Source organism: Bacillus sp. FSL H8-0545, from assembly GCF_038006105.1.
Lineage (GTDB): Bacteria > Bacillota > Bacilli > Bacillales > Bacillaceae_G > Bacillus_A > Bacillus_A cereus_U.
In genome coordinates this window covers 3,720,613-3,732,468 of record NZ_JBBOUO010000001.1, presented here as the reverse complement: position 1 = coordinate 3,732,468, position 11,856 = coordinate 3,720,613, and the positions used below count along the sequence as shown (strand labels likewise).

The following is an 11,856-nucleotide window of genomic DNA, read 5'->3' as shown; positions in this document are numbered from 1 at the left end:
CCTCTTATGAGGTTTCCACTTCCTTTTAAATTTATTAGTGGAGGTAGCAACATTGTCCTTAAATCGAATTCTTGTTATTAATCCGGGTAGTACATCCACAAAAATTGGTGTTTTTGATAATGAAAGACCCGTTTTAGAAGAAACAATTCGTCATGATGAAGAACAGATTGGAAAATATAAGCGAATTATCGATCAATATGAGTTTCGAAAAGAAACAATTTTAGAAGTTCTACATTCTCATGGTATTAACATTTCAAAATTGAACGCTGTTTGTGGGCGTGGTGGATTACTTCGTCCAATCGAAGGTGGCACGTACACAGTAAACGATTCAATGTTAGAAGATTTAAAAAACGGATTTAGCGGTCATCACGCTTCAAATCTCGGAGGCATTCTAGCTTATGAAATCGCTTCTGGATTAAATATTCCTGCATTCATTGTGGATCCTGTCGTTGTAGATGAAATGGAGCCAATTGCTCGTATTAGCGGTATTGCTGGTATGGAACGTAAAAGTATTTTCCATGCATTAAACCAAAAAGCGGTTGCTCGTAAAGTAGCAGATGAATTAAATCACAAATATGAAGATTTAAATTTATTAGTTACACATATGGGCGGCGGTATTACAGTTGGTGCTCATAAAAAAGGAAAAGTTATCGATGTTAATAATGGCTTAAACGGAGAAGGACCATTTAGTCCAGAGCGTGCTGGTACAGTACCGGTAGGACAATTAGTTGAAATGTGTTTCTCTGGTGAGTATTACCGAGACGAAATGGTTAAAAAACTTGTCGGACAAGGTGGACTTGTAAGTCTTATCGGTACAAACGATGCAATTAAAGTAGAGCAAATGGTTGAAAAAGGTGATCCTGAAGCAACTCTTATTTATAAAGCAATGGCATATCAAGTTGCAAAAGAGATTGGCGGAGCTAGTGCTGTACTTCACGGGAAAATCGATGCAATCGTATTAACTGGTGGACTTGCGTACAGTAAAATTCTTGTCGATGAAATAAAAGAACGTGTTCACTGGATTGCAGATGTTATCGTACATCCAGGAGAAGATGAATTACAAGCGTTAGCAGAAGGAGCACTTCGTGTATTACGTGAAGAAGAAGCTCCAAAAGAATATGTTGTACGAGAAAAACAAACAGTAGCTAGGGGTTGAGATAATGGCAAGAGAATATGATTTAGTCATCGTTGGCGGCGGTACTGGTGGATATGTTGCTGCTATTCGTGCATCACAACTAGGGTTAAAAACTGCACTTGTTGAAAAAGAAAATCTTGGTGGTACTTGTTTACACAAAGGATGTATTCCTAGTAAAGCTCTTTTACGTAGTGCGGAAGTATACGCAACTGCTAAAAAAGGAGAAGAATTTGGAGTTATTGCAAGTAATGTAGAACTAAACTTTGCTAAAGTACAAGAGCGTAAAGAGAAGATTGTAACGCAGCTTCATAAAGGCGTTCAGCATTTAATGAAACAAGGTAAAATTGATGTGTTTGAAGGTATTGGCCGTATTCTTGGCCCATCTATTTTCTCTCCAATGCCAGGTACAATTTCAGTTGAACTTGCAAGTGGAGAAGAGAATGAAATGTTAATTCCAAAAAATGTACTTGTTGCAACAGGTTCTCGTCCAAATTCATTACCAGGATTAGAGTTAGACGGAGAGTATGTAATGTCTTCGGATCATGCCCTAAAAATGGAAACGCTTCCTAGTTCGATCATTATTGTTGGTGGCGGTGTAATTGGTATTGAGTGGGCATCTATGCTTGCTGACTTCGGTGTAGAAGTTACAGTATTAGAGTATGCGAAAAACATATTACCACTAGAGGATAATGACGTTTCAAAAGAAATGCAGCGTCTATTCAAGAAAAAAGGTATTAAAGTGGTAACTGGTGCAAAAGTATTACCAGAAACATTGGTAAAAGATAATGGAGTAACAATTCAAGCTGAACATAACGGTGAGAATAAAGCATTTAAAGCAGAAAAAATGCTTGTATCTGTAGGAAGACAAGCGAATACGCAAAATATGGGCTTAGAGAATACAGATATTGTTGTGGAAAAAGGATACATTCAAACAAATGAGTTTTATCAAACGAAGGAATCTCATATTTACGCAATTGGAGATGTAATCGGTGGCCTACAACTTGCTCACGTTGCTTCGCATGAAGGAATTGTTGCTGTAGAACATATTGCTGGTAAAGAAGTTACACCAATTGATTATTCTATGGTATCGAAATGCGTATATAGCAGTCCAGAAGTTGCTTCTGTTGGTTTAACAGAACGAGAAGCGAAAGAAAAAGGCTATAAGTTAAAAGTAGGTAAATTCTCATTCCGTGCAATCGGAAAGGCACTTGTATACGGAGAATCAGACGGTTTTGTAAAACTTGTAGTTGATGAAGAAACAAATGACATTCTTGGTGTTCATATGATCGGACCACACGTAACAGATATGATTTCTGAAGCGGGTCTTGCAAGAGTACTTGATGCAACACCTTGGGAAGTAGCACATACAATTCATCCGCATCCATCATTATCTGAGGCGATTGGTGAAGCTGCATTAGCTGTAGATGGAAGAGCGTTACACGCATAAAAATGTGGATTTAGGAGGTTATGAAAAATGGCAGAAGTAAAAGAAAAGCGCCATGAAGAGTTTGGTTTAAGTGATGAGCAAGTATTAGAAATGTTCCGTACGATGTTACTTGCACGTAAAATCGACGAACGTATGTGGTTATTAAACCGTGCAGGTAAAATTCCATTCGTAATTTCTTGTCAAGGACAAGAGGCTGCACAAGTTGGAGCAGCGTTCGCTCTTGATAGAGAGAAAGATTATGCATTACCGTACTACCGTGATATGGGTGTTGTATTAGCGTTTGGTATGACAGCAAAAGAACTTATGTTATCTGCTTTCGCGAAAGCTGGAGATCCAAACTCTGGTGGTCGTCAAATGCCTGGTCACTTCGGTCAAAAGAAAAATCGTATTGTGACAGGTTCATCTCCAGTAACAACACAAGTACCACATGCAGTTGGTATTGCACTAGCTGGAAAAATGGAGAAGAAAGATTTAGTAACGTTCGTTACATTCGGAGAAGGCTCTTCAAACCAAGGTGATTTCCATGAAGGGGCAAACTTTGCTGGTGTACACAAACTACCTGTTATTTTCATGTGTGAAAATAATAAATATGCAATCTCTATTCCAGTTGAAAAACAATTAGCATGTAAAAACGTATCAGATCGTGCAATTGGTTACGGTATGCCTGGATATACAATAGACGGAAACGATCCGCTTGCAGTATATAAAGCTGTTAAAGAAGCAGCAGACCGCGGTCGTCGTGGTGAAGGCCCAACTTTAATTGAAACAGTATCATATCGTTTAACAGCACATTCTAGTGACGACGATGATCGTGTTTACCGTGATAAAGAAGAAGTAGAAGAAGCGAAGAAAAAAGATTCAATTATAACATTTGCAGCTTATTTAAAAGAAGTTGGCGTGTTAACTGAGGAATTTGAAAAACAAATGTTAGATGAAATTATGCATATCGTAAATGAAGCAACAGAATATGCAGAAAATGCTCCGTATGCAGCACCTGAAGATGCATTGAAGCACGTATACGCAGAATAGGGGGGAACGTTTCATGGCTGTAATGTCTTATATTGATGCTATTACATTAGCAATGCGCGAAGAAATGGAACGCGATGAGAAAGTATTCGTTTTAGGAGAAGATGTTGGTAAAAAAGGTGGCGTGTTTAAAGCGACACACGGTTTATATGATCAATTTGGTGAAGATCGTGCACTTGATGCACCGCTTGCAGAATCTGCAATTGCTGGGGTAGCAATTGGTGCGGCAATGTATGGTATGCGCCCAATCGCTGAAATGCAGTTTGCTGATTTCATCATGCCAGCAGTAAACCAAATTGTTTCTGAGGCAGCAAAAATTCGTTATCGTTCTAACAACGATTGGACTTGTCCAGTTACAATTCGTGCGCCATTTGGCGGGGGTGTTCACGGTGCATTGTATCATTCACAATCTGTAGAAGCGATGTTTGCAAACCAACCAGGTTTAAAAATTGTTATCCCTTCTACACCATATGATGCAAAAGGCTTATTAAAAGCAGCAATTCGTGATGAAGATCCAGTATTATTCTTCGAACATAAACGTGCATATCGCTTAATTAAAGGTGAAGTGCCAGAAGATGATTACGTATTACCAATCGGAAAAGCAGATGTAAAACGTGAAGGTGATGATATTACTGTTATTACTTACGGATTATGTGTTCACTTTGCTCTTCAAGCAGCTGAGAAATTAGCACAAGATGGCATTTCTGCACACATTCTTGATTTACGTACTGTGTATCCGTTAGATAAAGAAGCGATTATTGAAGCAGCTTCTAAAACAGGTAAAGTTCTTCTTGTAACAGAAGACAATAAAGAAGGAAGTATCATAAGTGAAGTGGCAGCAATTATTGCTGAAAATTGTCTGTTTGATTTAGATGCGCCAATCGCACGTCTTGCAGGCCCAGACGTTCCGGCAATGCCATATGCACCAACAATGGAAAAATTCTTTATGGTAAATCCAGATAAAGTTGAAAAAGCAATGCGTGAACTTGCGGAATTTTAATCGGGGGGACTATACATGGCTGTAGAAAATATCACAATGCCTCAGCTCGGGGAGAGCGTTACAGAGGGTACAATTAGTAAATGGCTCGTTAATGTTGGCGATCACGTAAACAAGTATGATCCACTTGCAGAAGTAATGACTGATAAAGTAAATGCCGAAGTACCATCTTCTTTCACTGGTATTGTGAAAGAGCTAATAGCTGGCGAAGGTGAAACGTTAGCTGTAGGTGAAGTTGTTTGTGTCATTCAAGTAGAAGGCGCAGATGAAGTAGCAGCAACAGCTGTAGAGGAAAAAACGAAAGAAGAACCAAAGGCAGAAGTAACTACGCCTGAAAAAGCACCGAAAGCAAAACAACCAACTGATGGAAAACCACGTTTTTCACCAGCTGTGTTAAAACTTGCGGGTGAGCATAACGTTGATTTAGATTTAGTAGAAGGTACGGGGGCAAATGGCCGTATTACTCGTAAAGATATTTTAAAGCTAGTGGAATCTGGAAATATTCCGCAAGCAGGTGCGAAGAAAGAGGCAGTTGTTGCAGTAGCAGCGCGTCCAGAAGCACCAAAATCAGCGGCAGTAGCCCCGGTAGCGTCAAAAGTAGAAGCTGCAAAACCAGTTTCTGTGCCGACAATGCCTGGAGATATCGAGATTCCGGTAACAGGTGTGCGTAAAGCAATTGCAGCAAATATGTTACGCAGTAAACACGAGGCACCTCATGCTTGGATGATGATTGAAGTAGATGTGACAAACCTTGTATCATACCGTAACTCAATTAAAGGCGATTTCAAAAAGCGTGAAGGCTTTAACTTAACGTTCTTTGCTTTCTTCGTAAAAGCAGTAGCACAAGCGCTAAAAGAATATCCTCAAATTAACTCAATGTGGGCTGGCGATAAAATCGTTCAGAAGAAAGACATTAACCTTTCTATCGCTGTTGCAACAGAGGAAGAACTATTTGTACCAGTAATTAAGCACGCGGACGAGAAAACAATTAAAGGTATCGCTCGCGAAATTACAGAACTTGCAGGAAAAGTACGCACGAAATCATTAAAAGCTGATGAAATGCAAGGCGGAACATTTACAATTAATAACACAGGATCATTCGGTTCTGTTCAATCTATGGGTATTATTAATTACCCACAAGCGGCTATTTTACAAGTTGAATCAATTGTAAAACGCCCAGTAATTATGGATAATGGTATGTTCGGTGCTCGTGACATGGTTAACTTATGTTTATCACTTGATCACCGTGTACTTGATGGTTTAATTTGTGGTAAATTCTTAGGACGTGTAAAAGAAATTTTAGAAAATACGTCAGAGAACAATACATCTGTATATTAATAAAAAGCTCGCGTTTGCGAGCTTTTTATCATTTCATTTCTTCATTTGTATCCTACTATATGTACAAACCTTTCCCAGTAATCTTACAATGAATGATCATGTATTAGGAATTTGCGAAAATACATTGCTGATATATGGTATATAGATATAAAATAAAAAAAGAATAATTTTTTGGCAAATCTTACTGATGAAACTGTAGTATAATATATTGTATTGTATGAAAAAGAGAGTTATTCTATATAAGTGTTTTATAGATAATGTGTAATCAGTCGTCAAAACATGAAGAATGTTGACTCCTGGTTTTTTATTTTGCTGTAACAATGTTTCAGGAGGATGTCATGAAAAGAAGTACCGAGTTTCTAAAAAGTTTAGATGTAAAATTAATTTTAATTTTGTGTGCACTATGTGTTACGAGTATAGCTGCTATATATAGCAGTCAGCAAACCGGACAGTATGGAGATGCAAACTTTGCTATGAAGCAGGGAGTTAACTACATAATTGGGGTTGTATTGTTACTTCTTGTTGCAAGCATCGACTTAGATCAATGGCAAAAATTGTCTTGGCCGCTTTATATCGCTGGGTTTGGTTCACTTATTCTTTTGAAAATACTACCGGTTTCCAGTTTTACACCTGAAAAATTAGGTGCAAAAAGATGGTTTGTTTTTCCAGTAGCTGGACAAATTCAGCCATCGGAGTTTTTCAAAATTTCATTGCTTCTCATAATAGCCAGTTTAGCGGTGAAACATAATGCTCAGTATATGGCCCGGACATTCCAAACTGATTTGAAATTAGTCGGGAAAATTATGTTAGTATCTCTTCCACCTATGGCCGTTGTATATAGCCAACCAGACACAGGAATGGTGTTCTTATATGCAGCAGCTATCGCATGTATTTTATTTATGTCAGGAATTCAAAAGAAATTAATTGCGATATGTACAGTCATTCCGGTGACCATATTGTCTACATTAATATTTATATTTGTAAAATATCCAGATTTCTTCTTTAATAAATTAGTTACTCTGTTAAAACCTCACCAACAATCACGTATTATAGGTTGGCTAGATCCATTTGAAAATGCAAATGAAGGCTATCAAACGCAGCAATCGATTTTAGCTGTAGGTAGTGGAGGTATGGAAGGTAAAGGGTACGGTGAAGGGAGCGTCTATATTCCGGAGAAACACACGGACTTTATTTTCGCTACAATTGCTGAAGAAGGCGGATTTATAGTAGCAGCACTAGTTGTGTTCTTGTTCCTGTTACTACTTTATCGAACAATTATTATCGGTTATTCTGCTGATAATTTATTTGGTACATTATTATGTGCTGGATCAATAGGAATACTAACGGTTCAAATATTCCAAAATATTGGTATGATCGTTGGATTAATGCCTGTAAAAGGTATCGCGTTACCTTTCTTATCATATGGGGGAAGTTCCTTATTCTCGAATATGATTATGATGGGGCTCATATTATCGGTACGGAAAACGTATAAAAAATATATGTTTTCAGTTAAGTAAAAAAAAGCTGACTCGTTTTTAAACGAATCAGCTTTTTTACATATATGCCCTTAAACGTTGCAAACTAAGAAAGAAGTGTAGTTTGCGACGTTTAAGGAGTGCAAAGTTATGCATATTTTTGAAGGAGCACGGCATCTTTCTAATGGCGAATGGGTTATCCGAGCGATTATAGCTTATATATTTTTAATTCTTGTTGCGAAAGCGATGGGGCAAAGGTCTATTGCGCAACTAAGATTTTTAGACGTTGTACTAGTGTTATTATTAGGGGGGAATATTTCTAACGCATTATCAGATGAAAAGGTTGGATTACTCGGTTCGATGATTACAACGTTCATACTCGTTGTACTTCATATAATAAGCTCTGTTTTAATGTTGAAATGGGATAGGTGGAGACGTTTTTTAGAGCCTGCACCTATTATTCTTATACATAATGGTTCCATTGATTTTAGTAACTTAAAAAAGGCGAGAATTACGGTGGAATATTTATTTTCGGAACTTCGCGTACAAAATGTGAGCGATATTAAAACGATTAAATTAGCATTGTGGGAAGCGAGTGGTGTTGTTTCTATATTTCAGTATCCAGAATATGAAGCAGTTTCTCGGCTTGATCTTAAAGTGGCGGGGAAAAAATATCCAGTTGCTTTTATATTAGTGAAAGATGGAAGAATTCAGCAAGATGTTCTCGCTTTATTAGGAAAAACAGAAGAGTGGGCGAAAGAGTGTTTAGAGAAGAGTGCAGAAATCGAATCCATTATGTTAGCTACGGTAGATGAAGCACATAAAATAAATATTTTGTTAAAAAAATGAAAAATATACGCATTTTGTCGTTTCATACATATGATACAATAGTGTGGACAACGAAAAAATGGGAGGTGTTTCCATGGGATATGTAGAAGAATTACGAAAAGTAGTTGGTCATCGCCCTTTAATTTTAGTTGGTGCTGTTGTACTCGTTATAAATGAAAATGGTTATGTTTTATTACAACAGCGAACAGAGCCGTACGGAAAATGGGGGTTGCCTGGCGGGCTAATGGAGCTTGGTGAATCACCAGAAGAAACAGCTTACCGTGAAGTATATGAAGAGACAGGAATAGAAGTAAAGAACCTCCGATTAATCAATGTATTTTCTGGAGCGAACTACTTTACAAAATTAACAAACGGTGATGAGTTTCAATCCGTAACGACAGCCTATTATACCGATGAATACGAAGGGAATTTTGTTATGAATAAAGAAGAAGCGGTTCAGCTTAAATTCTTCCCGGTAACAGAGCTACCTGATTATATTGTAGGATCGCATAAAAAAATGATTGTGGAATATATGAAAATGTGACAAAAAGGTGCTAGAGCCCTGCTCTAACACCTTTTCTATGCTGAAATACAAGTAAACTTACTTGTATTCTCTAAACATTAACTGGTAAGATACAAATAGGTAGAATTAGAGGAGGAAAAAGATTGATTAACTTTAACTTTTTTATGAATGATGTTGTCCGTCAAGCGCGTGAAGAGATCGTCTCTGCGGGATATACAGAATTGACGACACCAGAAGCAGTCGAAGAAGCATTTAAAAGAAATGGTACAACACTTGTAATGGTAAACTCTGTATGTGGTTGTGCAGGCGGTATTGCTCGCCCTGCTGCTGCACATTCCGTACATTATGATAAACGCCCTAACCACCTTGTAACGGTATTTGCGGGTCAAGATAAAGAAGCAACAGCAAGAGCTCGTGAATATTTTGAAGGATATCCACCTTCATCTCCATCATTTGCTTTATTGAAAGATGGAAAAACTGTAACGATGGTAGAACGTCATGAAATTGAAGGTCATGAACCAATGCAAGTAATTGCAAAACTACAATCTTACTTCGAAGATAATTGCGAAGAACTATAAGGAAGAGAAAAAGCGGTACGTTCAGGAACAAGTGGACGTACCGCTTTTTTATTTATTTTTTATAATGATTGGACATGCATAGAAAAGTTGTTTTATGCATGTTTTTATGCAGTGAAAACGAACTTAATAATGTTTTTGTGTTTATTTTTATTTTAAATGTTGCATAAAAATGAAAGTGTTGATACAATACAAACATCGAATAAATATTCTATTTAACTTTTAAATATACATTATTAGGGGGAAGAAAGATGAAGAAGTTATTATCAATATCATTTGCACTTATTTTAATTGTAAGTATGTTCAGTGCTTGTAGTAATGGGGAAGAAAAGACGAAGAGTGAGAATAAAAAAGTACTCGTTATGGGGACTTCAGCAGACTATAAACCGTATGAATACGTGGAAGCTTCAAAAAGTGATGAAATTATCGGCTTTGATGTTGATATTGCAAAATATATCGGAAAAGAACTTGGGTATGAAGTGAAAGTGAAAGATATGGATTTTGGAGGATTATTAGCATCTCTTAGCTCAGGAAAAGTTGATTTCGTTATGGCAGGTATGACGCCAACTGCAGAGCGTAAAAATAATGCTGATTTCACAGATATTTATTTTGTTGCTAAAAATATGATTGTTTCAAAAAAGGGTTCTAATATTAAATCATTAGAAGATTTAAAAGGTAAAACAGTAGGAGTACAAACAGGATCAATTCAAGAAGAAAAAGCAGAAGAATTTAAAAAACAAGTCGATTTCAAAGCAGAGGGACGTGACCGTATACCAGAAATCGTACAAGAAATTAAAGCTGGTCGTTTTGACGCTGCAATTATAGAAGACACAGTTGCAAAAAATTATTTAGAAAAAATGAAAGAACTACAAGGGGTTGAAATTCAAGAAGCACCAGAAGAAGTAGGTGCAGCAATTGCTCTTCCGAAAAACAGTGATAAAACAGAAGAATTTAATAAAGTAATTAAGAAAATGCAAGAAAATGGAGAAATGGATAAATTAGTGAAGAAATGGTTTGGCAGCGGAAAATAAGCTGCCTTTCACTTTTCTGTGAGGGGAATGAAAAGGATGAATCTAGATTTTTCGGCAATTACGCCTTCAATACCATATATATTAAAGGGCTTAGAAGTTACATTGAAAATTGTAGCTGCATCAGCTTTGGCAGGATTTATTTTAGGGACGTTATTAGCGCTTTGCAAAATTGCTAGAATAAGAGTACTAAACATTGCAGCAGATATTTATACGTCAATATTTCGTGGCACACCGCTTGTATTGCAATTAATGATTATTTATTTCGGTGTTCCGCAAATGATTGGATATGAGATACCAGCCTTTTTAGCAGCTGTACTTGCATTTAGCTTAAATTCAGGTGCATATATGTCAGAAGTAATTCGTGCCGGCATTCAAGCGGTCGATAAAGGACAAACAGAAGCAGCAATGGCTTTAGGTATTCCGTACAGTAAAATGATGAGAAATATTATTTTTCCTCAAGCTTTAAAAAATATATTACCAGCGCTTGTGAATGAGTTTGCGACACTTACGAAAGAGTCGGCTGTAGTAACTGTAATAGGAGCGACTGATTTAATGCGCCGTGCTTATATTGTAGGCGGTGAAACATTTAAATATCTTGAGCCATTACTGTTTGTTGGACTTATTTATTATATATTAGTAATTATTCTTACATTAGTCGGGAAGGCAATTGAAGGGAGAATGAAGAAAAGTGATTAAAATTGACAACCTTCATAAATCATTTGGAAAAAATGAAGTATTAAAAGGAATTACAACAACGATTGAAAAAGGAGAAGTTGTTGCAATTATCGGACCGTCTGGATCTGGAAAGTCAACGTTTTTACGCTGTATGAATGTACTAGAAGCACCGACAGCTGGTCACATTTGGATTGGAACGGAAGAAGTAACGAATCCGAAAACAAATATTATGCACGTTCGTGAAAATGTCGGAATGGTATTTCAACATTTTCACTTATTCCCTCATATGACTGTATTGGAAAATATTACGTATGCTCCTATCAATGTAAAAGGAGTAACGAAGCAAGAGGCTGAAAAAAAAGCTGAGAAACTTCTAGAAAAAGTGGGGTTATTAGATAAGAAAGATGCATATCCAAATCGTCTTTCAGGTGGACAAAAGCAACGTGTAGCAATTGCAAGAGCGTTAGCGATGGAACCGGAAGTTATGTTATTTGATGAACCGACCTCTGCGCTAGATCCAGAAATGGTGAAAGAAGTGTTAGAAGTTATGAAATCATTAGTTACGACAGGAATGACGATGGCAATCGTTACACATGAAATGGGATTTGCAAAAGAAGTAGCAGACCGCGTTCTCTTTTTAGATGGTGGAAAGCTAGTAGAAGATAGTAATCCGGAAGAGTTTTTTACAGCACCAAAAAGTGACCGTGCAAAAGAATTTTTGCAAAAGATATTGTAATATGTAAAGGTTAAGTGAACAATAGATAGAAAAGGATGACATTGCGTCATCCTTTTTTTATACTATTTTT

Annotated in this window: 12 protein-coding genes; all 12 read left to right on the top strand. The window is 37.0% G+C overall.

All coding sequences use genetic code 11. The annotated features are described in order from the left end of the window. The first annotated feature begins 52 nt into the window (after nt 1–52). The 12 genes from buk (at nt 53) to MHI07_RS19450 (ending at nt 11,786) form a co-directional block, all read left to right on the top strand. A complete protein-coding gene (gene buk / locus MHI07_RS19505; RefSeq protein WP_088079347.1) occupies nt 53–1,156 on the top strand; it encodes a butyrate kinase in 1,104 nt (367 codons plus the stop codon). A gap of 4 nt (nt 1,157–1,160) precedes the next feature. After that, nucleotides 1,161–2,582, top strand: coding sequence for a dihydrolipoyl dehydrogenase (gene lpdA / locus MHI07_RS19500; RefSeq protein WP_002111728.1), 1,422 nt, complete (start codon nt 1,161–1,163; stop codon nt 2,580–2,582). A 27-nt stretch (nt 2,583–2,609) separates the two neighbouring features. Next, complete coding sequence (gene bfmBAA / locus MHI07_RS19495; protein WP_002111726.1) at nt 2,610–3,611, top strand: 3-methyl-2-oxobutanoate dehydrogenase subunit alpha; 1,002 nt, start codon at nt 2,610–2,612, stop codon at nt 3,609–3,611. 13 nt (nt 3,612–3,624) lie between these two features. Beyond that, on the top strand, nt 3,625–4,608 hold the full coding sequence (bfmBAB, locus tag MHI07_RS19490) for a 3-methyl-2-oxobutanoate dehydrogenase subunit beta (RefSeq protein WP_000290070.1): 984 nt from the start codon (nt 3,625–3,627) through the stop codon (nt 4,606–4,608). Nucleotides 4,609–4,623: 15 nt separating this feature from the next. After that, nucleotides 4,624–5,943, top strand: coding sequence for a dihydrolipoamide acetyltransferase family protein (locus tag MHI07_RS19485; RefSeq protein ID WP_002160556.1), 1,320 nt, complete (start codon nt 4,624–4,626; stop codon nt 5,941–5,943). A gap of 338 nt (nt 5,944–6,281) precedes the next feature. Continuing rightward, entirely contained in the window at nt 6,282–7,460 is a 1,179-nt protein-coding gene (locus tag MHI07_RS19480) for an FtsW/RodA/SpoVE family cell cycle protein (protein WP_002111722.1), read from the top strand. A 108-nt stretch (nt 7,461–7,568) separates the two neighbouring features. Then, entirely contained in the window at nt 7,569–8,267 is a 699-nt protein-coding gene (locus MHI07_RS19475; protein ID WP_215579618.1) for a DUF421 domain-containing protein, read from the top strand. A 73-nt stretch (nt 8,268–8,340) separates the two neighbouring features. Next, a complete protein-coding gene (locus tag MHI07_RS19470) occupies nt 8,341–8,790 on the top strand; it encodes an NUDIX hydrolase (protein WP_078172844.1) in 450 nt (149 codons plus the stop codon). A gap of 143 nt (nt 8,791–8,933) precedes the next feature. Further along, complete coding sequence (locus tag MHI07_RS19465; protein ID WP_340826916.1) at nt 8,934–9,347, top strand: BrxA/BrxB family bacilliredoxin; 414 nt, start codon at nt 8,934–8,936, stop codon at nt 9,345–9,347. Between the two features lie 248 nt (nt 9,348–9,595). Further along, nucleotides 9,596–10,375 (top strand): transporter substrate-binding domain-containing protein, encoded by a 780-nt coding sequence (locus MHI07_RS19460; RefSeq protein WP_002160559.1) that lies wholly within the window; start codon nt 9,596–9,598, stop codon nt 10,373–10,375. 36 nt (nt 10,376–10,411) lie between these two features. Next, nucleotides 10,412–11,071 (top strand): amino acid ABC transporter permease, encoded by a 660-nt coding sequence (locus MHI07_RS19455; protein WP_002160560.1) that lies wholly within the window; start codon nt 10,412–10,414, stop codon nt 11,069–11,071. Further along, a complete protein-coding gene (locus MHI07_RS19450) occupies nt 11,064–11,786 on the top strand; it encodes an amino acid ABC transporter ATP-binding protein (RefSeq protein ID WP_002160561.1) in 723 nt (240 codons plus the stop codon). The genes MHI07_RS19455 and MHI07_RS19450 overlap by 8 nt, the downstream gene beginning before the upstream one ends. Nucleotides 11,787–11,856: the final 70 nt, after the last annotated feature.

Coding starts and splice junctions, on each gene's coding strand:
- lpdA (WP_002111728.1), top strand. CDS start 1,161: ATGGCAAGAGAATATGATTTAGTCATCGTTGGCGGCGGTACTGGTGGA.
- bfmBAA (WP_002111726.1), top strand. CDS start 2,610: ATGGCAGAAGTAAAAGAAAAGCGCCATGAAGAGTTTGGTTTAAGTGAT.
- bfmBAB (WP_000290070.1), top strand. CDS start 3,625: ATGGCTGTAATGTCTTATATTGATGCTATTACATTAGCAATGCGCGAA.
- MHI07_RS19485 (WP_002160556.1), top strand. CDS start 4,624: ATGGCTGTAGAAAATATCACAATGCCTCAGCTCGGGGAGAGCGTTACA.
- MHI07_RS19480 (WP_002111722.1), top strand. CDS start 6,282: ATGAAAAGAAGTACCGAGTTTCTAAAAAGTTTAGATGTAAAATTAATT.
- MHI07_RS19475 (WP_215579618.1), top strand. CDS start 7,569: ATGCATATTTTTGAAGGAGCACGGCATCTTTCTAATGGCGAATGGGTT.
- MHI07_RS19470 (WP_078172844.1), top strand. CDS start 8,341: ATGGGATATGTAGAAGAATTACGAAAAGTAGTTGGTCATCGCCCTTTA.
- MHI07_RS19465 (WP_340826916.1), top strand. CDS start 8,934: ATGAATGATGTTGTCCGTCAAGCGCGTGAAGAGATCGTCTCTGCGGGA.
- MHI07_RS19460 (WP_002160559.1), top strand. CDS start 9,596: ATGAAGAAGTTATTATCAATATCATTTGCACTTATTTTAATTGTAAGT.
- MHI07_RS19455 (WP_002160560.1), top strand. CDS start 10,412: ATGAATCTAGATTTTTCGGCAATTACGCCTTCAATACCATATATATTA.